Annotated in this window: 12 protein-coding genes, 2 rRNA genes and 4 pseudogenes; 10 read left to right on the forward strand and 8 right to left on the reverse strand. The window is 64.7% G+C overall.

Annotated features, from left to right (window positions below; all coding sequences use genetic code 11):
- The first annotated feature begins 389 nt into the window (after positions 1-389).
- The 6 genes and pseudogenes from ACPEE0_RS00040 (at position 390) to ACPEE0_RS00065 (ending at position 9730) form a co-directional block, all read left to right on the forward strand.
- Positions 390-3529 (forward strand): 23S ribosomal RNA (locus ACPEE0_RS00040).
- A gap of 180 nt (positions 3530-3709) precedes the next feature.
- Positions 3710-3826 (forward strand): 5S ribosomal RNA (gene rrf / locus ACPEE0_RS00045).
- A 348-nt stretch (positions 3827-4174) separates the two neighbouring features.
- Positions 4175-4462 carry an HU family DNA-binding protein gene (locus ACPEE0_RS00050; RefSeq protein WP_009358243.1) on the forward strand — a complete coding sequence of 96 codons (288 nt, stop codon included), beginning with the start codon at positions 4175-4177 and terminating at the stop codon, positions 4460-4462.
- 138 nt (positions 4463-4600) lie between these two features.
- Positions 4601-6755, forward strand: a pseudogene (locus ACPEE0_RS00055) (cytochrome c oxidase assembly protein).
- Positions 6755-8775, forward strand: a pseudogene (locus ACPEE0_RS00060) (NHL domain-containing thioredoxin family protein). The pseudogenes ACPEE0_RS00055 and ACPEE0_RS00060 overlap by 1 nt, the downstream one beginning before the upstream one ends.
- A gap of 304 nt (positions 8776-9079) precedes the next feature.
- Positions 9080-9730 carry an endonuclease domain-containing protein gene (locus ACPEE0_RS00065; RefSeq protein ID WP_009358241.1) on the forward strand — a complete coding sequence of 217 codons (651 nt, stop codon included), beginning with the start codon at positions 9080-9082 and terminating at the stop codon, positions 9728-9730.
- On the opposite strand, the gene ACPEE0_RS00070 is transcribed toward ACPEE0_RS00065, so the two are convergent.
- Both ACPEE0_RS00070 and ACPEE0_RS00075 read right to left on the reverse strand, forming a co-directional pair.
- A complete protein-coding gene (locus ACPEE0_RS00070; protein ID WP_200859161.1) occupies positions 9708-10700 on the reverse strand; it encodes a hypothetical protein in 993 nt (330 codons plus the stop codon). The two genes, ACPEE0_RS00065 and ACPEE0_RS00070, sit on opposite strands and share 23 nt — an antisense overlap.
- A gap of 137 nt (positions 10701-10837) precedes the next feature.
- Positions 10838-12517, reverse strand: coding sequence for a helicase HerA-like domain-containing protein (locus ACPEE0_RS00075; RefSeq protein ID WP_009358239.1), 1680 nt, complete (start codon positions 12515-12517; stop codon positions 10838-10840).
- 249 nt (positions 12518-12766) lie between these two features.
- On the opposite strand from ACPEE0_RS00075, the gene ACPEE0_RS00080 reads away from it, so the two are divergent.
- The gene (locus ACPEE0_RS00080) at positions 12767-14284 is read left to right on the forward strand and encodes a DUF222 domain-containing protein (protein ID WP_424573737.1); all 1518 of its coding nucleotides are present in this window, start codon (positions 12767-12769) and stop codon (positions 14282-14284) included.
- Here ACPEE0_RS00080 and ACPEE0_RS00085 read toward each other — a convergent pair whose 3' ends face one another.
- Positions 14285-14680 (reverse strand): hypothetical protein, encoded by a 396-nt coding sequence (locus ACPEE0_RS00085; RefSeq protein ID WP_354175776.1) that lies wholly within the window; start codon positions 14678-14680, stop codon positions 14285-14287.
- 89 nt (positions 14681-14769) lie between these two features.
- Positions 14770-15003 (reverse strand): annotated as a pseudogene (locus ACPEE0_RS00090) (ABC transporter substrate-binding protein); the annotation flags it as partial.
- Between the two features lie 421 nt (positions 15004-15424).
- On the opposite strand from ACPEE0_RS00090, the gene ACPEE0_RS00095 reads away from it, so the two are divergent.
- A complete protein-coding gene (locus ACPEE0_RS00095; RefSeq protein ID WP_009358236.1) occupies positions 15425-17761 on the forward strand; it encodes a hypothetical protein in 2337 nt (778 codons plus the stop codon).
- 84 nt (positions 17762-17845) lie between these two features.
- On the opposite strand, the gene ACPEE0_RS00100 is transcribed toward ACPEE0_RS00095, so the two are convergent.
- The gene (locus ACPEE0_RS00100) at positions 17846-18544 is read right to left on the reverse strand and encodes a type 1 glutamine amidotransferase domain-containing protein (protein ID WP_009358235.1); all 699 of its coding nucleotides are present in this window, start codon (positions 18542-18544) and stop codon (positions 17846-17848) included.
- A gap of 171 nt (positions 18545-18715) precedes the next feature.
- On the opposite strand from ACPEE0_RS00100, the pseudogene ACPEE0_RS00105 reads away from it, so the two are divergent.
- Together ACPEE0_RS00105 and ACPEE0_RS00110 are read left to right on the forward strand one after the other, a co-directional pair.
- A pseudogene (locus tag ACPEE0_RS00105) lies at positions 18716-19703 on the forward strand (LLM class flavin-dependent oxidoreductase).
- A gap of 196 nt (positions 19704-19899) precedes the next feature.
- Positions 19900-22530, forward strand: a complete 2631-nt coding sequence (locus ACPEE0_RS00110) for a trehalase-like domain-containing protein (RefSeq protein WP_354175773.1) — start codon at positions 19900-19902, stop codon at positions 22528-22530.
- 15 nt (positions 22531-22545) lie between these two features.
- Here ACPEE0_RS00110 and ACPEE0_RS00115 read toward each other — a convergent pair whose 3' ends face one another.
- The 3 genes from ACPEE0_RS00115 to panD are packed head-to-tail and all read right to left on the reverse strand — an operon-like array spanning position 22546 to position 25093.
- On the reverse strand, positions 22546-23676 hold the full coding sequence (locus ACPEE0_RS00115; RefSeq protein WP_354175771.1) for an FAD-dependent oxidoreductase: 1131 nt from the start codon (positions 23674-23676) through the stop codon (positions 22546-22548).
- Positions 23677-23689: 13 nt separating this feature from the next.
- Positions 23690-24616, reverse strand: a complete 927-nt coding sequence (locus ACPEE0_RS00120) for an AEC family transporter (protein ID WP_035752904.1) — start codon at positions 24614-24616, stop codon at positions 23690-23692.
- Between the two features lie 51 nt (positions 24617-24667).
- Positions 24668-25093 (reverse strand): aspartate 1-decarboxylase, encoded by a 426-nt coding sequence (gene panD / locus ACPEE0_RS00125; RefSeq protein ID WP_009358232.1) that lies wholly within the window; start codon positions 25091-25093, stop codon positions 24668-24670.
- Position 25094 lies beyond the last annotated feature (1 nt).

A 25094-nucleotide genomic window follows, 5' to 3' on the forward strand; every position in this document is an offset into this window, starting at 1 on the left:
TTGGGGTGTGTGTCCTGGAACGCTGGTGGTCTGGTTGCTGGCGGGTAGTGTTTGGCACACTGTTGGGTCCTGAGGCAACAGGGCCGGGGGGTTTGGTTCCCCGGGGTTTGTTTGTTTCTGGTTTCCCTGCCACGTCGTTTCATGCGCTGTTGGCCTCTCTTTTTGTGGGGGGTTGGTGTGTGGGGTGTGTGGTGTGGGGTTGTTGTTTGAGAACTACATAGTGGACGCGAGCATCTTCCATGAGGAGCCCTTTGGGGTTTTTCGTGGATAAGCAATTTCCAAGAATTGGAACCTGGATCTGGCCGCATTGTTTGAGACTCTTTCGGGGGTTGATGGGGTGTGGACGGTTTCTGTGGTTCTCTCGAGTGTTTTTGTTGTTGATCTTTTGTGGTCAAGTTTTTAAGAGCACACGGTGGATGCCTTGGCATTAGGAGCCGAAGAAGGACGTAGGAATCTGCGATAAGCCTGGGGGAGTCGATAACCGGACTGTGATCCCAGGGTGTCCGAATGGGGAAACCCCGCCAAGCGCGCGAGTGACTTGGTGACCCGTACCTGAACACATAGGGTGCGTGGAGGGAACGCGGGGAAGTGAAACATCTCAGTACCCGCAGGAAGAGAAAACAATAGTGATTCCGTTAGTAGTGGCGAGCGAACGCGGATCAGGCTAAACCGTTCCATGTGTGATAGCCGGCGGGCGTTGCATGGTCGGGGTTGTGGGACTTTCCATACCAGTTCTGCCGGGCTGGTGGGGTGTGATGTGCGCGCATAGGTGAACGGTTTTGAAAGGCCGGCCAGAGAGGGTGTTAGTCCCGTAACCGTAATGCGTTTGTGCCGCCTGTGAGAGTATCCCAAGTAGTACGGGGCCCGAGAAATCCCGTGCGAATCTGTCAGGACCACCTGATAAGCCTAAATACTCCCTAATGACCGATAGCGGACCAGTACCGTGAGGGAAAGGTGAAAAGTACCCCGGGAGGGGAGTGAAACAGTACCTGAAACCGTGTGCTTACAATCCGTCGGAGCAGTCGCGAGTAATCGCATAGTAACTGTGACGGCGTGCCTTTTGAAGAATGAGCCTGCGAGTTAGTGTTACGTCGCGAGGTTAACCCGTGTGGGGCAGCCGTAGCGAAAGCGAGTCTGAATAGGGCGTGTGAGTGGCGTGATCTAGACCCGAAGCGAAGTGATCTACCCATGGCCAGGTTGAAGCGACGGTAAGACGTCGTGGAGGACCGAACCCACTTCAGTTGAAAATGGAGGGGATGAGCTGTGGGTAGGGGTGAAAGGCCAATCAAACTTCGTGATAGCTGGTTCTCCCCGAAATGCATTTAGGTGCAGCGTTGCGTGTTTCTTGCTGGAGGTAGAGCTACTGGATGGCTAATGGGCCTACAAGGTTACTGACGTCAGCCAAACTCCGAATGCCGGTAAGTGAGAGCGCAGCAGTGAGACTGTGGGGGATAAGCTTCATAGTCGAGAGGGAAACAGCCCAGACCACCAACTAAGGCCCCTAAGCGTGTGCTAAGTGGGAAAGGATGTGGAGTTGCTCAGACAACCAGGAGGTTGGCTTAGAAGCAGCCATCCTTAAAAGAGTGCGTAATAGCTCACTGGTCAAGTGATTCCGCGCCGACAATGTAGCGGGGCTCAAGTACACCGCCGAAGTTGTGGCATTCACACGTGTTCTAAGCCTTTGTGGTTCAGGAGTGTGGATGGGTAGGGGAGCGTCGTGTGGGCAGTGAAGTCGCGGTGGAAACCAGCGGTGGAGCCTACACGAGTGAGAATGCAGGCATGAGTAGCGAAAGACGGGTGAGAAACCCGTCCGCCGGATGATCAAGGGTTCCAGGGTCAAGCTAATCTGCCCTGGGTAAGTCGGGACCTAAGGCGAGGCCGACAGGCGTAGTCGATGGACAACGGGTTGATATTCCCGTACCGGCGAAAAACCGCCCATGTTGAACAGGGGATACTAACTGCCCGAGACCTGCCCGACACCCCTTGTGGGTGAAGGGTTTTGGTGGAGCGCAGGACCTGATCCTGGGAGGCAAGCGTATTAACAGGTGTGACGCAGGAAGGTAGCCGAGCCGGGCGATGGTTGTCCCGGTCTAAGGATGTAGGGCGAGTGGTAGGCAAATCCGCCACTCATAGTGCCTGAGATCTGATGGGACCCCCGTTGGGGGGATTTGGTGATCCTATGCTGCCGAGAAAAGCATCGACGCGAGGTTTTAGCCGCCCGTACCCCAAACCGACACAGGTGATCAGGTAGAGAATACTAAGGCGATCGAGAGAATTATGGTTAAGGAACTCGGCAAAATGCCCCCGTAACTTCGGGAGAAGGGGGGCCCCAACCTTGAACGGACCATGCGTCCGGGAGGGGGATCGGGGCCGCAGAGACCAGGGGGAAGCGACTGTTTACTAAAAACACAGGTCCGTGCGAAGTCGCAAGACGATGTATACGGACTGACTCCTGCCCGGTGCTGGAAGGTTAACAGGACCGGTTAGCCGCAAGGCGAAGCTGAGAATTTAAGCCCCAGTAAACGGCGGTGGTAACTATAACCATCCTAAGGTAGCGAAATTCCTTGTCGGGTAAGTTCCGACCTGCACGAATGGAGTAACGACTTCCCCGCTGTCTCAACCATAAACTCGGCGAAATTGCAGTACGAGTAAAGATGCTCGTTACGCGCAGCAGGACGGAAAGACCCCGAGACCTTTACTATAGTTTGGTATTGGTGTTCGGAGTGGCTTGTGTAGGATAGGTGGGAGACGTTGAAGCCCGGACGCCAGTTCGGGTGGAGTCATCGTTGAAATACCACTCTGGTCACTTTGGACATCTAACTTCGGCCCGTAATCCGGGTCAGGGACAGTGCCTGATGGGTAGTTTAACTGGGGCGGTTGCCTCCTAAAAAGTAACGGAGGCGCCCAAAGGTTCCCTCAGCCTGGTTGGCAATCAGGTGTCGAGTGTAAGTGCACAAGGGAGCTTGACTGTGAGAGAGACATCTCGAGCAGGGACGAAAGTCGGGACTAGTGATCCGGCGGTACATTGTGGAATGGCCGTCGCTCAACGGATAAAAGGTACCTCGGGGATAACAGGCTGATCTTGCCCAAGAGTCCATATCGACGGCATGGTTTGGCACCTCGATGTCGGCTCGTCGCATCCTGGGGCTGGAGTAGGTCCCAAGGGTTGGGCTGTTCGCCCATTAAAGCGGTACGCGAGCTGGGTTTAGAACGTCGTGAGACAGTTCGGTCCCTATCCGCTGCGCGCGCAGGAAATTTGAGAAGGGCTGTCCTTAGTACGAGAGGACCGGGACGGACGAACCTCTGGTGTGTCAGTTGTACTGCCAAGTGCACCGCTGATTAGCTACGTTCGGATGGGATAACCGCTGAAAGCATCTAAGCGGGAAGCTCGCTTCAAGATGAGATTTCCATACACCCTCGGGTGTGAGAGGCCCCCAGCCAGACCACTGGGTTGATAGGCCGGATGTGGAAGCGAGGACTAACGACTCGTGAAGCTGACCGGTACTAATAGGCCAACAACTTACACCACAAAACAGCACAACTGCTTGCGTCCACTATGTGGTTCCCAACCAACAACCCAACACAACGGGAAACGGTTGAAGGAACCAACCAATAATTGAATACAACACCACAGCTCCCTAACCGGAGCACGTTGTAACCACAAAAGATTTCCCACACCACCGTCACCGGTGGTGACGGGTCGAAGGGTTACGGCGGTCATAGCGTGGGGGAAACGCCCGGTCCCATTCCGAACCCGGAAGCTAAGACCCACAGCGCCGATGGTACTGCACCCGGGAGGGTGTGGGAGAGTAGGACACCGCCGGACAACACATCACGGTCGAGGCCCCAACCACCAGGTTGGGGCCTCCCGCATTAAAACCACCAAACCCCCGGCGAGTAGGTTTTGAAACCCGCCACAAATGAGAGAGCATCCCGCCAGGCCTTGCAGGAGGTGAGAGAGCGTGCCCGAAGGGGTACGGGGCGTGGAATTTGATGGAGGATCGGCCGCCTGAAGGCCCGCAAACCCCCCAAAATCCGGTGATTAACCTCAAAAAGTCGCGGAAACACGCGGAATTTGCCGCCCTCGACCGTCCAAGCTGGTAAGTTTTCGAACAGTGGCTTGTGCGCATGCCGCGTATAGGCTCCAGAATCATGATCGTCCAGGAGGACATAAATGGCTAAGAACCGTAGTGAACTTGTTGCAGAGGTAGCGGGCAAGGCCGGCACCAGCCAGGCAGCCGTCAACTCCGTCCTCGACGCACTGTTCGAGGTTTTCGAGACTTCCGTCGCCGCGGGCGAGAAGATCACCATCCCGGGCTGGCTCGCCGTCGAGCGTACCGACCGTGCAGCACGCACCGGCCGCAACCCGCAGACGGGTGAGACCATCCAGATCGCAGCAGGCCACAGCGTCAAGCTGACCGCCGGCTCCAAGCTGAAGGCTGCGGTCTCCAACAAGAAGTAAGCAACTTCTTCCCGGTCCGCCATCCTAGCGGCGGACCGGACAGAAAAGGGCGGCAACCATCCGGTTGCCGCCCTTTTGCATGGGCCCTGCCCCTTGATCAGCAGATTCGCGGCCCGGGCAGGCGTAGCGGACAATGGAGTGGTGTCTTCTGCCGCAAAATCCCAATCCACCACACCCCTGCCCGCCGGCAAAGGCGGACGGGGGCCGGGCGGTGATGCCCTGGGTGTCTCCCTGCCCTGGCAGCTCGCGGGACTGGCAACCCTGTTCCTCGGCCTGACAGTGGCCCTGATCTTTTCAGGTGCGGCCGCCACCCGGGGCGTTGCTGATCCGGGTGCCTTGGTGCGATGGGGACTCCCCGTCAGCAAGGCCCTCCACAACATTTCACTGGCCACGGTCATCGGCGGCCTGGTCTTCGCCGTCGGCATCCTGCCCAGGAGCCTGGCCCCCCGCAGCAGGGACAGGGCCGAGGGGAGTGAAGGTCCGGAACACCCCGCCTTCAGCAGGGCCCTGGCGGCAGCGGCGGCCGCCGGCGCAGCCTGGACCCTCTCGGCCATCGCAGTCCTGGTCCTCACCTACGCGGACGTGGCCGGCCAAGGCCTGTCAGGTGACGCCGAGTTCACCCAGGCCCTCGTGTACTTCATGACCGACATCGAAACCGGCCGTGCCTGGCTGGCCGTCACCATCATCGCTGCCGTGGTGACCACAGCGCTGTTCGGCGTCAGGTCGCTTGGGGGCTTGGCGCTCACGCTCATGCTGGCACTGATAGGGCTCGTGCCCACAGCCCTGATCGGACACTCCTCCAGCTCATCCGACCACGAGGGCGCCATCAACTCCCTGGGCCTGCACCTGGTGGGCGTCAGCACCTGGGTGGGCGGCATCATCATGCTGGCCCTGCTCTCCGGCATCCTGACCGGTGCCAAGGCAGGGGCTGCGGGCGACATCACCGAGGCCACGCTCAAGAGGTTCTCCAGCCTCGCCGGGTTCGCGTTCGTGCTGGTCCTCGCCTCCGGCGTCATCAACGCGAGCATCCGCATCACCAGCTGGGCCGACCTCTTTGGCTCCGCGTACGGCCAGCTGATCCTGGCCAAGACCGCCGCCACGCTGGTGCTGGGCGGAATCGGCTTTATGCACCGCCAGTGGGTCATCCCGCAGCTGGGCCGCCAAGGCAACACGATGTCGTCGCGCCGGGTGCTCTGGCAGCTGATCCTCGCGGAGCTCCTGGTAATGGCCGGAACGTCCGGCATCGCCGTCGCACTGGGCCGTTCAGCCCCGCCGCAGCCCACCACTTACGCGCCGGACGCCTCGCCCGCTTTCATCCTCACCGGCTACGAACTTCCCCCGGAGCTGACCGCGGAACGGTGGCTGACGGAATGGCGCCTGGACTGGCTGTGGATCGCGTTCGCGCTGTTTGGCCTGGTGTCCTGACTTCCTGGGCGTTGCCAAAATCCGCCGCCGCGGCGACTCCTGGCAGTGGTTCCGGTCCATCAACTGGGTCATCGGCCTGCTGGTGCTGACCTACATCACCTCCGGGCCGCCGTCGGTCTACGGCCGCATACTGTTCTCCGCACACATGGTGGACCACATGGCACTGACCATGGTTGCCCCCATCTTCCTGGTGCTGGGCGCCCCGGTCACGCTTGCGCTGCGCGCCCTGCAGCCCCGCGGTGACGGCTCGCGCGGGCCACGCGAGTGGATCCTGGTCTTCGTGCACTCGAAGTTCTCGCAGGTAGTGACGCACCCGCTCTTCGCGGCGGCCAACTTCGCCGGCTCGATCGTCCTGTTCTACTACTCGGACCTGTTCGGCTTCGCCATGCGTGAGCACGTGGGCCATGAGCTGATGATCGTGCACTTCCTGCTGACCGGCTACATCTTCATCCTGACCATGATCGGCACTGACCCGCTGCCCCGCCGCGCGCCCTATCCGCTGCGGCTGCTCCTCCTGCTGGCGACCATGGGCTTCCACGCCTTCTTCGGCGTCGCCATCATGGGCGGGGACAACCTCCTGGCCGCCGACTACTTCGGCAACCTGGGCCGGGCGTGGGGAGACTCCGCGCTGGTGGACCAGCAGAAGGGCGGCGCAGTGGCCTGGGGCATCGGCGAAGTGCCCACCCTCCTGGTGGCGATCGGCGTCGCCATCATGTGGTCCCGTTCCGACGCACGGGAAACCAAGCGGGTGGACCGGGCCGCGGACAGGAATAACGACGCCGATCTCACCGCTTACAACGATATGTTTGCCAAATTGGCCGAACGCGACGCCAAGCTGGCTGAACGCAACAAGCTGGAAGGACGCTGATGAGCGAAACCGTACGCACCCACGCCCGGGTCCGCGCCTCTGAACTGGTGGGCCGCAACTGGTTGAACACCGGCGGCAAGACCCTGGACCTTGAGGCCCTCCGCGGCAAGATCGTGCTGCTCGACTTCTGGACGTTCTGCTGCATCAACTGCCTCCATGTCCTGGACGAGCTGCGTCCCCTGGAGGAGGAGTACTCGGACGTCCTGGTGACCGTCGGCGTCCACTCACCCAAGTTCGAGCACGAGGCCGACCCGGTGGCCCTGGCCGCCGCCGTGGAACGCTACGAGATCCACCACCCGGTCCTCGACGATCCGGAGCTGGACACCTGGAAGGCCTACACCGCCCGCGCCTGGCCCACCCTGGTGGTCATCGACCCCGAAGGCTACATCGTTGCGCACCTGTCGGGCGAGGGCCACGCGGACGGCCTGGCAGTGCTGATCCCCGAGCTCATCGCCGAACACGAGGCCAAGGGCACCCTCCACCGCGGTTCCGGCCCCTATGTGGCGCCCGAACCGACGTCGGGCACCCTGCGGTTCCCCGGCAAGGCGCTCTTCCTGCCCGCCGGCCGCGGCTCGGGCGCAGATGAAGCGTCCGACGGCGGCCCCGCAGCAGGTGCCGCAGTGAAGGATGCTGCGGAGAAGGGTTCCTGGCTGGTCACCGATACCGGGCACCACCGGGTGGTGGAACTCGGCACCGACTTCACGACGGTCCTGGCCACCTTCGGTTCCGGCACCAAGGGCTATGCGGACGGCCCGGCGGCCGGCGATACCGCAACGGCGCAGTTCAACGAACCCCAGGGCCTGGTCCTGCTGCCGGAGGATGTGGCAGCCAAGGTCGGCTACGACGTCGTAATTGCAGACTCCGTCAACCACCGCCTGCGCGGACTGTCCCTCACGGACGGCAAGGCCTCCACGCTCGCCGGCAACGGTGTCCAGCGCCTGCTGGAGACGGGCCCCGCACGCGTGGACGAGGACGCCGCCGGATTCACCGGCCGGCTGAGCGGGCACCCCCTCGAGGTGTCGCTGAGCTCGCCGTGGACCTGGTCTGGTCGCGCAAGCTCAACGCCGTGGTGATCGCCATGGCCGGCACCCACCAGATCTTCAGCTTCGACCCCGTCTCCGGCGAAGTGGACATCATCGCCGGCAACGGCCTGGAGGGCCTCCTGGACGGCCCCGCCCACGAAGCCTGGTTCGCGCAGCCCTCCGGCCTGGCCGAGGACGGCGACGGCAACATCTGGGTGGCCGATTCCGAGACGTCGGCGCTCCGGAAGCTCGTGATCGACGATGCCGGCAGCATCACCGTGGAGTCTGCGTTGGGCAAGGGCCTGTTCGATTTCGGCTTCCGCGACGGTCCTGCCGTTGAAGCGCGCCTGCAGCACCCGCTGGGCGTGACAGTCCTCCCCGACGGCTCCGTGGCGATTGCGGACACCTACAACGGCGCCGTGCGCCGCTACGACCCCTCGGCGGGAACCGTCTCAACCCTGGCGCGGGGACTCCTGGAACCCTCAGACGTCATCGTGGACCACACCCATTCGGCCGGTTCCGAGCCGCTGCTGGTAGTAGTGGAGGCCAACCAGCACCAGCTGGTGTACGTCCCCATCCCCAAGGAAGCGCAGCAGGTGGACGAGGGCGCGTCCCAGACGCACCGGCCCAAGAGCCCTGTGGCGCCCGGCCCGCTGGAGCTCACTGTCCGGTTCACCGCCCCCACCGGGCAGAAACTGGACGACCGCTGGGGCGACCCCACGCAGCTCAAGATCTCTTCCACCCCGCCGGAGCTCCTGGTGTCCGGCGGCGGAACCTCCGTGGGGCTGCTCCGCACCGTGGAGCTCTCGTCCGGGATTCCGGAGGGCGTGCTGCACATTACCGCCCGCGCTGCCGCTTGTGACGGCCCGGAGACCGAGGACGGCGAGATCCCGGACCACGCCGCCTGCCACCTGTACCAGCAGGACTGGGGCATCCCCGTGGTCCTGCAGGCCGACGGCGACACCGAGCTCGTCCTGGACCTCCGCGGCATGGACTGACGCCCCGCCGTCGTAATGCTAAAGGCTGCCTGCTGTGTCTCTTGATGTCACGGCAGGCAGCCTTTTGCGGCCGTACCCCGCAAGAACCGCGACTGCGCGCGGCCTGCCGTGCGCAGTGGAGCCAAAAGCGTGCCTGACGTGACGTTGATGGATACCTCCAGTTCTTCACATAGGGCCGACTCCGGGTGCTGCACCCCCACTGGCAAGACGGGCTGTACGTAGAGGCATCCTGCAACCGGACCGGGGACTTTACGCCCTCCCGACGGCGTCCCCGGACCTGGTTGCCGTACTGCGGAACCGGGAATTGCTGACCTGTTCCAGCGCCGCGCCGTACTACAACCTCTGGTGCGTGAAGCCTCCGGTTCTTCGGCACGTCTACCACCAGCGGCAGGCAGCAGTGGGTGACCCTGCCGTCCACCACGCAGGGCTGCTGCTGCCACCTTCCAGGCTTCGTCCGGTCGCTGCGCTCGCCGATGTGCTGGTCCACGCTCTGCGGTGTCTGCCCTTCCCGGAGTCGCTGGTCATGGTGGAGTGCGCGGTATCGAGGGGAGACATGACCGTCGGCTTCCTGCGCCATCGGCTGCCCGGGAAACGGAACGGGAAAGCAAGGGCGGTGCTGGACTGGGTGGACCGGGGATCCGACTCACTCCTCGAAACACTGGCGCGCACATATTTTCGGCAGGCAGGCATCTCTGTGCAGACGCAGTTCTACCTGGCGCGGGTGGGCTACGTCGACCTGTTGCTGGACGGCTGGCTGGTGGTGGAGCTTGATGGCCGGCACCATGCCGAGTGGAACCAGGTCCAGAAGGATCACCGGCGGAACAACGAGTCCGTGGTCCAGGGCTACACGGCCCTTCGGTACTACTACTCCGACGTTGTATACCACCCGGATGCCATGGTGGCCCAAGTGCTGGCGGTGCTTGCGAGGCGAGCTAGAAGCTCAGCATCGGGGTGACTTTGACCGCGTCGCCGGAGACGTCCAGGCGGGTGGTAAAGCTGAAGTCCACCTCTGCCTCGAGGGGGTACCAGATGCCGGTGAAGGAGTTCTGCTGGAGCGCTTCCACCTTGGCCTTGCCGTCCAGAGGAGCCACCACCCAGCGTCCGTCGAACGGCTCGATGGAGACGTTGGGATACTCCGTGACGGTCCACTTGATGCTGCCGTCCTGCACCCGGTTGTTGCTGGCGTAATAGAACGGGCAGTCCGGCTGCAGCTTCTGCTCCTTGCCCGCTTCCGCAGCACAGCCGTCCAGGAACTCCTTGACCTTGTCCGCCACGTCTTCCTTCAGCCTGCCCGTTGCCTGCGTCAGCAGGTTGAGCGGTGCCACGGGAACATCGCGGGCCGTCACGGTGGCCCGGGTGGCGGGGGCGGAGAAGTACTGGCCGTTCAGGGCGGCCTCGTACTCGCCGGGGTAGAACACGGCGAACGAGTTCCGGCCGTTGGGCATGTTCACCGGGACGCCGTTGACGTTGGCCTGGTTGCCGTTGACTACGGTGATGTCCAGCGTGGGCAGCCGGGAGGGGACGAATGCCCAGGTGTTGAAGAAGATCCACTCCGTGCCGGTTTTCTCCAGCAGGAATTCGGTGCTGAGGCGGCTGCCGTCAATCGTGTATTCCATCGGCACCACCACCTGGTCGCCCGGGCGGTCCTGCGGGTCGCCGATCTCCACGTTGGTGAGGCGGGACGCCGCGGTCTGCAGCCCGGTCCCGTCCAGCATTGCGGCGTTGCTGGGCGGCACGGTGGCGCGCAGCAGCCCCAGCGCCCTGCCGCCGTCGCCGTCCTGCAGGGCGTCCAGATATTCGCGGACCGGCTGCTGCGGGCTCGCCACGGTGTTGTTCACCAGGTTCACTGCAACGACGGCTCCGGCCACGGCAAGCATGAGGCCGAGCAGCCATCCGGCCGCTATCCTCACCAACGCTTGACTCATCTGCACGTTCCTTACAGTAACGTTAGTGCGATCGCACACTAAAGTTGGTGTCTCCCCTACCCGGGGCAGAAACGTGGGAAAACGTCCGACGGCGGCGTACGGCGCAGCCGGTCAGGGCGCCGTAGACAGCGCTTTGGTCAGCGGCGGCGGCGCCGGGACGACGTGCCAAACACGCCGCGCAACAATTCACGGCCCAGCTGGGTACCGACGGACCTGGCCATGCTCTTCAGGCCGCCGCCGAGTGCGCCGCCAAGGACCGCGCCGAGGTCGTCCATCATCCCGCCACCGGGCTGGGGCTGTGACTGCCTGCGGGGAGCCTCAACAGGTGTCTCGTCACGGCGCGACGCGGGTTTGCTGCTTGTCCTGCTGCTCGGCCTGCCCAGGATTTCCTCCTCGATGCGGCGGGCCTCCTCATCCACGTCCAGCGGGCCCGGAACTTCCGCTGCCGGACCCGTGGGTGCGGCGGTCTTGCCGGCCAGCTTCTCGTAGGCGGACGGGTTGTCCACCGCGGTTCCGTATTTGGGCAGGAGTGCCGAGCCGGCCACGGTGCTCCGGACCAGGGCTTCCTCGCTGGGACCCATCACGGATTCCGGCGCACGCAGGCGGGTATGTGCCACCGGCGTAGGGGCGCCTTTGTCATTCATGACGGTGATGACCGCTTCGCCGATGCCGGCTGATGTCAGGGTCTTCTCAAGGTCGTAGTCGCTGACCGGGAACGTGGACACGGTGGCCTTCAGGGCCTTGGCGTCCTCCGGGGTAAAAGCCCGTAAGGCGTGCTGCACCCGGTTGGCCAGCTGGCCCAAAACGTCGGCGGGAACATCCTTGGGGGTCTGGGTGACGAAGAAGATGCCCACGCCCTTGGACCGGATGAGCCGGACGGTGGTGGTGATCGCCTCGAGGAAGGCTTTGGACGCCCCGTTGAACAGCAGGTGCGCCTCGTCCAGGAAGAACACGAGCTTTGGCTTGTCCAGGTCGCCGGCCTCCGGCAGGTCCTCAAAGAGATCGGCCAGCAGCCACATCAGGAACGTGGAGAACAGCATGGGCTTGGTCTGCAGGGTGGGCAGCTCCAGACAGGTGATCACGCCCCGGCCGTCGGGGGCGGTGCGCAGCAGCTCGGCGGTATCGAACTCCGGTTCGCCGAAGAACTTCTCCAGCCCTTGTGCTTCCAGGTTGACGAGTTCCCGCAGGATCACGCCGGCAGTGGCTTTGGAGAGCCCGCCGAGTTCCTCCAGCTGGTCCTTGCCCTCGGCGGAGGTCAGGAACTGGATGACGGCCCGCAGGTCCTTGAGGTCGACCAGTTCCAGGCCGTTCTTGTCCGCAAAGTAGAACACCAGCTGCAGGCTGGACTCCTGCGTGTCGTTCAATTCCATGATGCGCGAGAGCAGGATGGGGCCGAAGGACGAGACTGTGGCGCGGACCGGGACGCCGTTGCCGTCGCCGCCGAGCGCCAGGAATTCGACAGGGAACGTCCGGCCCTGCCAGGGCTGGCCGATGCTTTCGGTGCGGACGCTGAGCTTTTCGCTGCCTGTTGCCGCCGTGGCCAGCCCGGAAAGGTCGCCCTTGATATCCGCCAGGAAAACGGGGACGCCGGCCGTGGACAGCTGCTCGGCCATCATGTGCAGCGTGACGGTCTTGCCGGTGCCGGTCGCCCCTGCAACCAGCCCGTGCCGGTTCATCATGGCCAGCGGCAGCCGCACCGGAGCATCCTTGTGCAGCTCGCCGTCGATGATGGCAGCCCCCAGTTCGATGGTGGCGCCTTCCAGGGCGTAGCCCTTCTGGATGGTGGCAAGCTTCTCTGCTGTGGTTTTCCTGGCCATGGCGCAAGCTTAGCGGCGGCCAGTGCCGGAGCCGCTGTACCGGCGAGGTCAGTCCTGGCCTGGCGCAGCAGTGTCCTTGCCCGTACGGCCTGGGTGGATGCGACCGTCGTCGACCCTGACGGGGGAAGATCAGGCTGCACTCACGGTGTGGGAGCAGGTTCTGTAGGTCCCTCCGAAATTGTCAGACCCCCTTCCTAAGCTGTAGTCAGCGGAAAAGGACACCAAGGACATTAAGGGGAAGGGGCGCACGTGCAGACGGAACTGGCAGCTGACGACGTCTGGTTTCCTGCTGTCCGGTTTGCGGACGGCGGGCCGCTTCTCGGCGGTGAAGTCAGCTATCCGCTGCCCTCCTTCCTGACTGCTGATGAAGCTCTTGGGTTGGCACAGTCAGCCGACCGGCTTATTGCCTGGGCCACTGCCATGAAGATGCGGGCCGTTGCCCGGGTCGAAGAAGCGGTTGCTGAGGAGATGCCGCCCCGCGATGGCAGCCAGCCCATGCGTTTTGGCGGAGAAGAGGCCCACGCCCTCGCGGTTACGGAGGTGGCAACAGCCTGTGCTGTTTCGGAAGGATCAGCAGCCCAGTCCGTGAATGACGCTGTGGAGCTCACCACGTGTCAATGGGAGGTCCTCGAAGCGGTTGAGGAAGGAAAAATCTCCCCCGCGCATGCACGAGTCATCCTCGAACAGGCGCGCTCTTTGCCCGCAGCCCACCATGGCGAATTCTCGCGGATAGCCCTGCTGCGCACGCGGACGCGCCAGGGCCGGCTCCGCACCGCCGTCGAACTGCGGACCAGCCTGCGTCGGCTGCGCGAGCGGCTCCATCCCGAAAGCCTCTCGTCCCGGAAGGCATCGGCCCGGCGTGAACGGGGTGTATGGTTCACGCCTGAGCGGGACGGCATGTGCACTATTACCGCCTATCTGCCGGCAGAGGCCGGCCTCCCCATTTTCAACGGGCTTGACCGCGACGCCCGGCTGGCCAGCGCCCGGGCTGCGGAAGCGGACACGTATCAAGTGCCGGGTACTGCCGCCGCTCCCGGAAGCCGCACACCACCACGAACCTTGCCGGAGTACCGTGCAGATGCACTGGCCTACCGGCTTCTGGGCGGATCCAGTGAGGGAATCGGGCCCTTCCGCCCCGAAGTCGTGGTAACCATCCCGGTAGGACAGGTTCTCGCCGGCGTACCTGCTGCGGCGCCCTTCGCACACGAGGCCGGCGCGACCGGGCTGCGCACCGCTGAGCTCCAGGGGTACGGACCCATTGATGCGGACACGGCACTCAGGTTGGCGGCCTTGGCTCCTAACTGGCACCGTCTTTTTACCGACTTCAGCACGGGCCAGGCCCTGGGAGTTGGCCGAACGGCTTACCGTCCGCCCAGGCCTTGCTCCGATACCTGCACAGCCGGGACGGCACGTGCCGGTTTCCGGGTTGTGCCCGCCCGGCGCGAGGATGCGAAGTGGACCACACCATCGAATGGCAGGACGGTGGGCACACCGAGCCGGGGAACCTGGCACTGCTGTGCCGAAGGCACCATGCCCTCAAGTCCATCGGTGCCTGGAGCTATGAGCATTTGTCCCATGGCGGCGATCTTCGATGGCGCTCTGCGCTGGGCAGGACCTACAGCACCGGTGCCGCAGACGCCGGCGCAGTGGACAGGGATGCGGGCCGCGCCGAAACCGCTGAACCGGCCTCAGCCGCAAAGCCTCCGGTACCTCCGCCATTCTAGAAATCACATCGTGTTGCATGTGAAGCGATCAGTCGAGGCCTGATCAGTCGTAGGAAGGCCGGTGCCATTCCTGGTCGGCGGGCATCCGGCCGATACTCCAGGCGGAGACTTTCCGAAGATCGACCCTCGTTGCCTGCAGGCAAACCTTCCGGCCGCCTGTAACAAGCACAGGGCCGAGAAAGTGAAGGTACGGATCCTGGCTCAGCTTACGTTCGTCCGATGCCGGCGCCCCAGACTCAAGAGCGTCCGCCACTTCCGGGCTTCCGGCCCGGACCTGGTCGTTCTGCCGTCGCTCCCAGGCCTGCTCGGAGACGGCCGATCCCGAGATGATGGTGCCGTCAACGACCACCGTCAGCTCGATAGTGGCGTTCGGGTCACGCCGAACGGTCGCGGCCAGCAGCTGCGCCAGGCGGCTGTCAGTGGTATCCGTCTCCGCCATCGCCTGTCCCTTCTCCGCCGAAACTGGATCAGCTCCTCTAACAGCTTATGTTCCGGTTTCCTTCGTCGTCAGGCTGCCTACTTCTTGGGCCTGTTCTCCTCGTACCAGCGCACCAGGATTGCTTCCTGGTAGGTGCCCGAGCCCACGACGTTGCGCTTGCCCGCCACGTTCTTAGCTTCCTTGATCTCACCGATATCGGACCCGCTCTACGCATAGAAGCTCAGGAGGTCGTTGCGGTAGGTCGCGAAGCCGAACTTTTCCCTACGGGCCTCGGTCACGGTCACGTTGGCAAGTACGGCCTCGTACTTGCCGGACTCGGTGCCGTCGCCGCCGTCGCGCCCGGGTCTGCGCAGGCTGCCAGTCCCAGCAGCGCTGCTGCTGTCAGAGCCGCGACAGCGGTGGGCTTGGCCTTAATGGTCATGATTTTCCCTGGAAAGTCGGTAGGTGATGCAACGAAACGGATGCGTTGGAGCAACTATCCGGCAGCCCCGGAAGGTGAATCAAAGGCCGCCGCAATGCGGGGATGCAGGAAGTAACCGCGGTTAACCGGGAGACCGGCGCGGTCATATTCCGTGCCCTGGCTGGGCCTTGACCAAGTAGTCGCGCGGCCCGGCCGCTTCGGAAAACGAGTACTTGAAGGTCAAAGTCAGGTGGCCAATTACGCGTGTTCTCCGGTGGGGCTGGAACTTACCTTTAGTGCAGGCAGCGGCCAACGTGGGCCGCCCGATGGTCTCAGGAGCTCGCATGCGCACTTCCCCCAGCAAATCTGTCCTCTCCCGCCGTCTTGCTGCAGCAGTTGTCTTGCCGGGTCTACTCACCAGCGGCCTGGTTTTGGTCCAGCCGGCCTTTGCTGCAGGAACCACGTCAAATACCAGCATCTGCAACGGCGTTGTTAACCAATTCGCCCACCGCGGGACGGTCCAGGAGAACCTGCTGAAGGCAGCGGCAAAGAAGAACGCGGATGTCATCGCCAAATTGGAGGCTGAGAAGGCGCAACTCACGGCCCAGGAAGCCGAGCTGGCGGCTGGCATTGACGCTGCTGACAAGGCGCTGGCTGAGCTTGCAGCCGAGGAGCAGCAACTCACTGATGCCGAGGCTGAAGCAAAACAGGAACTGGAACGGTTGCTTGCCGAGCAAGCCGACACAGCGGCGCAGGTTACGGAAGCCGAAGCTGCCCTCGCTGGTCTTCAGAGTGAGCGGGCTGGCGTTGTCAGCGAGCTTTCGCCGCTCCAAGCAGAGCTGGCAGCAGCCGAGGCTTCAGTCAAAGGCCTGGAAGCCGAGTTAGCCAAAATCGTTACAGAACAGGCCGCCAACAGCGAGGAGCTCACCGCGGCTCGGGCCGAGCTCGAAAGACTGCAGAAAGCTGCGGCTGATGCCGTCAGTGCCGTGACCGCCAAGGAAACCCAGATCCAGCAGGCCGAGGGTGAACTGGCTGCGCTTTCCACGGCGGTGGCAGAGGCGTCAGCCGCTGTCTACGCGGCGCAGCTGGAAGTCACCAAGGCCCAGGAGGATCTGGAGGTCCTCGAAGCGGACAGCGCTACCGCAAGTGAGACGCTGAACGCTGCGAGGGAGCGGTTGGCGGAGGAGGAGCAGACGCTGGCCGACCTCGCCGCAACGGCGACAGCCGCAGATGCAGCAGTTGATGATAAAGAGGCACAGATAACCGAGGCCGAGGGTCAACTGGCGTCCCTCCAGTTGACGGCTACCCATGCGACGGATGCCCTCCGCGCTCAAAACGACGCCATAGCAGCGGCTGAGGCTGAGCTGGCAACCCTGCAAGACACTGCCGCGGAAGCCGCGAAAGCAGTGGAGGACAATACGGCCGGGATCAGCACCCTCAGCGCGGAGATCGCTACCCTTCAGGGTCAGATCACCACGCTGAGTGCAAGCGTCACGGCAAAGCAGGCTGAACTGACCACGGCCCAGAACGAGCTTGCAGCGCTTCAGGCCAGGAAGACCACGCTTGACCTGCAAATTGACGATCTCACCAAGCGCATGGCCGCCATCAAGGGCAATAACGATGAGAAGCAGGCTCTGCTTGATCAGCGCAAGGCTAAGCAGGACGAGCTGGCCGTCGTCAACGGCCTCATCTCAGACAAGACCGCACAGATCTCCGGACTGCAGGGCGACCTGACAACTCTGCAGACCCAGGTGAACACCCTTAACACCCAGCTGCTGGCCAAGCAGACGGAGAGCAGCTCACTGCAACAGCAGGCGGCGCCGCTGCAGGCAGCACTCGATGCAGCTAACGCAGGGCTGGCCGCCAAAGAGATCGAGATCGCCAACCTCAAGGGACAGGTTCCGGCCCTGCAGGAAGAAGTTGACCAGGCCAATGCTGCGGTGACGCTCAAGCAGGACGAACTTTCCACCCTTCACGGCCAACTTGTAACGCTCGAGCAAGCGGCCTCCGACGCTGCCGCCGCCGTCGCGGCCCAGCAAAAGGTGGTCGCCGACCTGGAAGCGGAACTTCCAGGGCTGGTGACCGACGCGCAGCAGGCTCAGGAGGCTGCCACCGACCAGAGGGCCCTGCTGGCGGAGAAGGAGGAGGTCCTGGCGAAAGCACAGAGCGAGCTCACCACAGCGGATAACGCCGTTGATGCCAAGAAAGAGGAGCTGTCAGCGTTGCAGGCCGAGCTGGCAGAGCTGCAGGGCCTCTTGGCGGCAGCGAACGGTGCCGTGGCCGCGCAGGAGACGCAGGTCGAATCCCTCAATAAGCTGGCCGAAAGCCTTGCCGCGCAGGTCTCTGACCTCAATGGCCAGATCACCGCCAAGGAAAACGAGATCCTGTCCCTGCAAAGTCGGGTGGCACCGCTCGCGGACCAGCTCAACCAGCTCAACGGGGAGATCAGTGCGGTGGAAGCCAACCTGAAAACTCTGCAGAACCAGTTGACCAGCCTGGACCAGCAGGTGACGGAGGCGCAGACCACGCTGCGGACTCTGGAAGGCCAAAAGAAGGCGAACAAGGATGCAGTTGCTGCCCAAAAGCTGGTCGTCAACTCCCTGACAGCCAAGCTGGGTGACGTCCAGAAGCAGATTGCTGCCGTCGACGGAACGATCGCGCTGGGAGGCTGCGCCGTCTAAGTGGTGGGGAGGCCGGCGCCCAACGACGTGCGCCGAACGGAAGTGGCCCGGTCCTAGGACCGGGCCACTTCCTTGCCTGAAGACCTAGCCCAAAGCCTTGATCACTTCCTTGGCCACGTCCTCGCTGGACTGCGGGTTCTGCCCCGTGATGAGGTTGCCGTCGCGGACCACGTTGGAGCTCCAGGCCGGACCGTTCTCAATCACGGCGCCCTTCTCCTTCAGCGCATCCTCCACCAGCCATGGAGTGTTCTCTCCGGTGCCGCCGCCCAGCTCCTCCTCGTTGCTGAACACCGTGAGGCGGCGGCCCTTGAACGTGAACGCGCCGCCGTCACCCGTCGCACTCAGCAGCCCTGCCGGACCGTGGCAGAACGGCGCGATGATCTTGCCGTCCCTGTCCGCGGCAGCCAGGAGCCTGCCCAGGTCAGGGTCCTTGTACAGGTCCGCCATGGGCCCGTGCCCGCCGGGCATCACCACGGCGTCATAGGCGGTTGGGTCGACGCCGGCCAGCGCCAGCGGCTGCGACAGCTCGCCGTCGATCGACTCGAGGTAGTCCCGGAAGCCTTTCGCGCGCTCCTCTCCGCCGGCGGATTCCGCTGCCAGGCTGACCTGGTCCACGGTGGGTTTGCGGCCACCGGGCGTGGCGATGTGCACGGTGTGCCCCGCGTCGAGCAGGGTCTGGTGCGCCACCACCAGCTCCTCCGCCCAGAAACCGGTGGGGTGTTCGCTGCCGTCCTTCATGGTGAGCGAGTCGGCTGCCGAGACGACCATCAGGATGTTTGCCATGGTGTTTCTCCTGTCTGTTCCACTTGCTTGCTTTAGGGCGGCAACATCATAAGTTTGCTGAGTATTCCGCAAGTCACAGAAATAAGCTGGGGCCCGCCGTCGTTATGCCAAAGGTGCCCGCCGCGACCCGACGGGCAAAACTACGCAACGCTTCGAAAGGCCGGCCCCCACGTGACTCTCCCGCTCTCCATCCTCGACCTGGCAACCATCGGCAAAGGCCAGACGGCGGCGGAGAGTTTCGCAGGCAGCGTGGCCATGGCACAGAGCGCGGAACGGCTGGGATACCGGCGCGTCTGGTACGCCGAGCACCACAACATGTCCTCCATCGCCTCATCGGCCACCAGTGTCCTGATCGCCCACGTAGCCGCCCACACCGAGAGCATCAGGCTCGGTGCCGGCGGCGTCATGCTGCCCAACCATTCGCCGCTGACCATTGCCGAGCAGTTCGGAACCCTCGAAACCCTCCACCCCGGCCGGATCGACCTCGGCCTGGACGGGCTCCCGGGAGCGACCAGAACACCATGCGGGCCCTGCGCCGGGATCCCATGTCCGCGGACAGCTTCCCCAGGACGTCCTGGAACTGCAGGGCTACCTCACCGGCCCCACCCGCATCCAGGGCGTGGAAGCCACACCCGGCAAGGGCACCAACGTTCCGCTGTACATCCTGGGCTCCTCCCTGTTCGGTGCGCGGCTGGCGGCACAACTCGGGCTGCCGTACGCCTTCGCGTCACACTTCGCCCCGAACGCGCTGCAGGACGCCGTCGCCATCTACCGGCGGGAGTTCAAGCCGTCGGCCCAGCTGGACGCGCCGCACGTCATCGCAGGCGTGAACGTCATCGCCGCCGACTCCGCATCGGACGCGCAGGCCATGCTGCAGGCCACCAAGCGCGCCAGGGTTTCCCTCTTCTTCGGCGGCGGACGCGAGTTCACCGACGACGAGGCGGACATGATCCTCGACTCGCCCCAGGGCCAGCACCTCTCGCAGATGATGACCTATTCAGCGGTGGGCACGCCCGACGTCGTCCTGGATTACCTGGACAGCTTCGGCCGGCACGCCGACGCCGATGAGCTCATCGTGGCCCACCAGAGCCCCGGCACCGCGGAGCGGCTGCGCTCCGTCGAGCTGCTGGCACAGGCTGCGGGACTGGCCCGGGTCTGATCGGGGGGGGGGGCACCGCGCCGCCGTCGGACTTTTACACATACGCAATGGTGGGGACTTTCGGGTGAAACCGGCCGGGCGGACCATGGGGAGTGCCCCCTCCGGAATCCTTCCAGCTCCGGAGCGGGGCACCACCCGGTAACCTCCGGCCATCCGGCGGCTGCCTTTCCGGGTGTCCTGCCGAAGGGGTGCCACCATGCCGACGCCGTTGAACCAGACCGTGGCCGATACCGCCCTGCTCACCCGGTCCCTGCCGCTGGGGCTGCTCCGGTCCTTTGTGCAGTCAGAGGCCGCCGACGACGGGCTGACCCCCACGCTGCTGGCCGAACTCAAGATCCTGGCCCGGGTGCCTGGCCTTCTGGTGGCCTGCAACTACGGCGGAACCCTGTGCGATGCGGAGGGCATTTCCACCGAGACCCTTCCGCTGGGCAGCGCGGCGATAGCACTGCGCGCGCTGGCGGCGCTGCCCAACACCCACGCCGCCGTCATTTCCGGCCGCTCCCTCCGCGACCTGGCCGCCGTGTCCAGGCTGCCTGCGGAAGTGCACCTCATCGGCTCCCACGGGGCTGAGGCGGACATGGGGTTTGCGCATGCCCAGCCCCTTGCCACGGAAGCCCTCCTGCAAAAAGCCACCACCGCGGTCAACGAGGCAGTGGGATTCCATAAGGGAATCTGGGTGGAGCGGAAACCGGTGGCGGTTTCCATCCACACCCGCCCCGCCACGGCTGACGTGGTGCAGGCCGTCACCGAGACGGCGCGGGAAGTGGCCCGCGCGCACGGGCTGTTCTTCATCGTGGACGGCTCGGTCCTGGATCTGTCCGTGGTGGAGCCGTCCAAGGCCGAGGCGCTGGAGGCGCTGCGGTCCAGGCTGGGAGCGAGCGCCGCCCTGTACGCGGGGGACGCCTACAGCGACGAACTGGCCATCGCCACCCTCCGCGGCCCGGACATGGGAGTGCGGGTCGGGCCGGGGGAGACACGCGCGGCACACCGCCTGCGCGATCCCGAGTCCTTCGCGCGCGTCCTTGCCATCCTGTTCGAGCTTCGGCGGGCGTGGCTCTTCGGCGAGGATGCCGTGGGGCTGGAACGGCATTCCATGATCGGCAACGGATCGTCCACGGCCCTGGTGACCCCGGATGCAAAGATCTGCTGGATGAGCCATCCGCTCCCGGACTCCGGCTCGCTCTTCGCCCACATCCTCGGCGGAGACGCGGCCGGCCACTTTTCGGTGGAGCCGGTCAAGGCCTCCCAGGTGCTGGGCCAACGCTACGTGGACAGCACCATGATCGTAGAGACGCGGTGGGCGGACGTGACGGTCACGGACTACCTGGAGCCTGCGCCGGAGGGCATCACCAGCCTGGTCCGGGTGCTGTCCGGAAGCGGTGCCGCCAGGATTGTGTTCGCCCCTCGGCCGGACTATGCCAACGCCCCTTTCAGCATGGAGGCCCGCGGTGATGAACTGCACGTGATGGGCACCTCGGATCCCATCGTCCTTTTCGCGCCGGGCGTGCAGTTTGCCGTCACGTCCGACGGGCGGCACGCCACGGCCACCGCGGTGGTCAACCTGCAGGACGGGCCGGTGGTGCTGAACCTGCGCTGCGGTGACACCGAGCCGCAGCCGGCGGATTCCGACGGCGAGATCGACCGGCGTGCCATCGTTGCCCTTCACTCCCGCAGCTGGGTGCAGGAACTGGACCTGCCGTCCGTCAAACCCTCGCTGGTCCGCCGCTCCGCGCTGGTGCTGCGTGCCCTGGTCCACGAACCCACCGGCGCCGTGCTCGCCGCCCCCACCACCTCACTGCCCGAGGGCATCGGCGGCACCAGGAACTGGGACTACCGCTACTGCTGGCTGCGGGACGGCTCCATGACCGTGAACGCCCTGGTGGACCTCGGCTCCACCCGGGAGGCGGCGGGATTCCTGGACTGGCTGGGGCGGATCCTGGAGCACGCGCCCGGCCCCGAGTGGCTGCATCCGCTGTACTCGGTGACCGGGGCGCCGCTCTCCACGGAAGCCGTGATTGACAGCCTTCCCGGGTATGCGGGGTCCCGGCCGGTGCGGATCGGAAACGCCGCCGACCACCAGGTGCAGCTGGACGTCTTTGGCCCGATCGCCGAACTGATCTCCGCCCTGAGTGAGCGGGACGGGGACCTTGCGGACAGCCACTGGGACCTGATGGTGCAGATGGCCTCGGCTGTGCTGGCGCGTTGGCACGAACCTGACCACGGCATCTGGGAGGCCCGTCGTGCGCCCCGCCACCACGTCTACACCAAGGTCATGTGCTGGGTGACCCTTGACCGTGCCCTGCGCACCGCCGCCCGGCACGGCAGGGTGCCCGTTCCCGAGTGGGAACCCACAGCAACGGCCATCCGGGAGGAAGTCCTCCGGGAAGGCTGGGACGAGTCCGCCTCGTCCTACACGGTGTCCTATGACAGCCCGGACCTGGACGCCGCCGTCCTCCATATCGGCCTGTCCGGGCTGCTGGACGTGGCGGACCAGCGCTTCCTGGACACCGTCACCGCCGTCGAGCGCGAGCTGCGGGTGGGCCCCACGGTGTTCCGTTACAGGTACGACGACGGGCTGCCGGGCCTCGAAGGGGGCTTCCACATTTGCACCACGTGGCTGATTGAGGCCTACGTGGCAGTGGGGCGGATCGAGGAGGCCTGGGACCTCTTCGACCAGCTCGTGAACCTGTTCGGCCCCACCGGCCTGCTGCCCGAAGAGTACGATCCCGGCACCGAGACCCATCTGGGAAACCACCCGCAGGCCTACTCCCACTTGGGCTTTATCCGCTGCGCCCGCCTGCTGGATGCGGTGGGAGGCAGGAAGTAGCAGTGGCCCGACGGGCTACCGGGACGCGCGGAAGATCTCCGGCGCGGGCCGGGTTCCGGTGGCCAGGTCCGCCAGGATCCGCCCGATTACGGGCGTGAACTTGAAGCCGTGCCCGGAGAAGCCGGCGCCGATGACCACGGGGCCGATCCGGTCCAGGATGAAGTCCTCGTCAGGGGTGGTGGTGTAGGTGCAGCTGACCGCCTCGAAGGAATCCGCGTCCACCCCCGGCAGCCAGGTCCGGGCGTAGTCCTGCAGCGCCGCGAGCTGAACCGGTTCCGGCTGGAAGGACCGGCGGTCCGGATCCACCACCGGTCCCGTGCCGTGCCAGCCGGCCTTGACTCCCTCGCCGGGCGTCAGCATACCGTACACGGGGGAGTACCAGCCCTGGTACTCCGCACCGGTGCCGGGGTAGTGGTTGAAGCCGGGCCACACGGCGCCCTCATCCGCAACCCGGAAGTGCAGCGGCTGTTCCTGGGTGACGGTGAGCCGCGGAATCCGAAGCGCCCCGCCGCCGGCAGCGGCCAGCAGTTTCCCGGTCCACCCGCCTGCAGTTACTACAGCCTGCGCGGCGGTGACCGTCTCGGTGCCGGACGCCGACTCGAGGACCAGCCGGACGCCGTCGTCCATCACCTGGAAGTCGACCACCTTGATGTGGTGCCGGATGTCGGCGCCCCGTGCAACCGCCAGCCGCTGGAAGGCGGGAAGCGCGGCTTCGGGGTTGAGCTGGCCGCCGTCGGGCATGTGCAGGACCTGCTGGTCGAACCGGATCCCGCGCCACCGCTCTGCCGCTTCCTCGAGGGGGAGGAATTCGGCGCGGATGCCCGCCTGCGTGAGGGCGCCGGCAATCCCTGGCAGCAGCGGCTCCGGGCCGTGGGTGACGATGCCGGTGCGTGACAGCAGCTGGTCGCCGCTTTCCTGCTCAAGGTCGTCCCACAGCGCGAGGCTTTCGGCCAGCATCGCCACATACTCGGGCCGGTGGTAGCCGGGGTTGAGGTTCCGGGTGCTGCCGTGCGACGCCCCGATGGCGTGCCCCGGCCCGAACTGCTCCACCAGCGTCACCTGGCGGCCGCGGCGGGACAATGCCCACGCGGCGGCCGAGCCCATGGCCCCGCCTCCGATCACCACGGTGTCGAGGATGCTTCCCATCAGTTTTCTCCCATCATGTGAGCAGCAGCGCGACGCCGATCATCGCAGGCACGGCCACCACGGTGGTAATCAGCACGGTGTCCTTTGCCACCGTAAGTCCCGTCTTGTACCGGCTGGCGGCGACGAAAACGTTCTGGGCGGTGGGCAGCGCGGAGGTGACGACGACGGCGAACAGCGCGTGCCCTTCCATCCCCACGGCGAAGCGGGCAAAGACATAGGCCAGGGCGGGCTGCACGGCCAGCTTAAAACCGCTGGCAAGCAGTGTGTCCGTCCGGCGTTCCGACGATGCCTGGAGCGGCCGGGTCCCGTTGAGGCTCATGCCGAACGCGATCAGCATGGCAGGGATGGCGGCCCCGCCAATCAGGTGGATGGGTTCCATCACCAGTTCCGGGACCTTGAAGCCGGTGCCGGCAACCACCAGGCCGAGCGCGGAGCCCACGATCATCGGGTTCCGCAGGATCATGAAGATGAAGCTCAGGAAAGTGGTGCGGTGCGAACTGGTGCTCGAATCCAGGATCAGCAGGAACAGCGGGGTGAAGAAGGCGAGCTGGAAGATCAGCAGCGGGGCCACATAGCTCGCGTCCCCCAGGACGTAGACGGCGATGGGGATGCCGAGGTTCGCGGAGTTGGCCAGCGAGGCAGCCATGGAGGACATCAGGGATTCCGGCAGTGAACGTTTGAGCCAGAATTTGGCGATGGTGAAGAAGAGTAATGCCGTGGCGATGGCAGCCACCGCCGTGACCAGCAGGGGAGCGGCGAACACTTCCTGCAGGCGGGCCTTGCTCAGCGTTTCGAAGAGCAGCGCGGGGCTGGCCACGAAGAAGGTGAGGGAACTCAGCACCGGCCGGGCGTTGTCCCCCAGCACCTTCTGCCGGCCCACGAACCAGCCCACCAGGATGATGCACCACACCACAAAGAACCCCGCCAGCACGCCTAGCAATGAAGAACCTGCAGGGTGCGGCGGGGCAGCGTACCGGAGACCACGCTCCGGTTAGAAGTCGGCGTTGTTCAGTGCGAACGGCGGGCGCAGGAGGCCGGGTGTGATGCCCTCGGCGGGGTCATTGCCGAGCTGGACCACCTTATTGTTTTCGTCCACGTGGACCACCCTGGGCTCGTACGCCTTTGCCTCTTCGGTGGTCATCTGCGCATAGGTGATCAGGATGACGAGGTCGTTTTCGTGCATCAGGTGCGCCGCAGCGCCGTTGATGCCGATGACACCGGAACCGCGCTCGCCGGCGATGGTGTACGTCTCCAGCCGTGAACCGTTGGTGATGTCCACAATCGAGACAAGCTCGCCGGGGAGGATGTCGGCAGCCTCCAGCAGGTCCAGGTCAACGGTGACCGAACCTACGTAGTGCAGGTCAGCGTGCGTGACGGTGGCCCGGTGGATTTTGGACTTGAACATTGTTCGATTCATA

Source organism: Arthrobacter sp. SD76, from assembly GCF_049726125.1.
In the GTDB taxonomy this organism is placed as follows: domain Bacteria; phylum Actinomycetota; class Actinomycetes; order Actinomycetales; family Micrococcaceae; genus Arthrobacter; species Arthrobacter nitrophenolicus.

Excerpts from the sequence above, each read along its gene's own strand:
- ACPEE0_RS00100 (WP_009358235.1), bottom strand. The coding sequence starts at position 18,544 with ATGGCAAACATCCTGATGGTCGTCTCGGCAGCCGACTCGCTCACCATG.
- ACPEE0_RS00085 (WP_354175776.1), bottom strand. The coding sequence starts at position 14,680 with ATGGCGGAGACGGATACCACTGACAGCCGCCTGGCGCAGCTGCTGGCC.
- ACPEE0_RS00075 (WP_009358239.1), bottom strand. The coding sequence starts at position 12,517 with ATGGCCAGGAAAACCACAGCAGAGAAGCTTGCCACCATCCAGAAGGGC.
- ACPEE0_RS00070 (WP_200859161.1), bottom strand. The coding sequence starts at position 10,700 with ATGAGTCAAGCGTTGGTGAGGATAGCGGCCGGATGGCTGCTCGGCCTC.
- ACPEE0_RS00110 (WP_354175773.1), top strand. The coding sequence starts at position 19,900 with ATGCCGACGCCGTTGAACCAGACCGTGGCCGATACCGCCCTGCTCACC.
- ACPEE0_RS00050 (WP_009358243.1), top strand. The coding sequence starts at position 4,175 with ATGGCTAAGAACCGTAGTGAACTTGTTGCAGAGGTAGCGGGCAAGGCC.
- ACPEE0_RS00095 (WP_009358236.1), top strand. The coding sequence starts at position 15,425 with ATGCGCACTTCCCCCAGCAAATCTGTCCTCTCCCGCCGTCTTGCTGCA.
- ACPEE0_RS00115 (WP_354175771.1), bottom strand. The coding sequence starts at position 23,676 with ATGGGAAGCATCCTCGACACCGTGGTGATCGGAGGCGGGGCCATGGGC.
- panD (WP_009358232.1), bottom strand. The coding sequence starts at position 25,093 with ATGAATCGAACAATGTTCAAGTCCAAAATCCACCGGGCCACCGTCACG.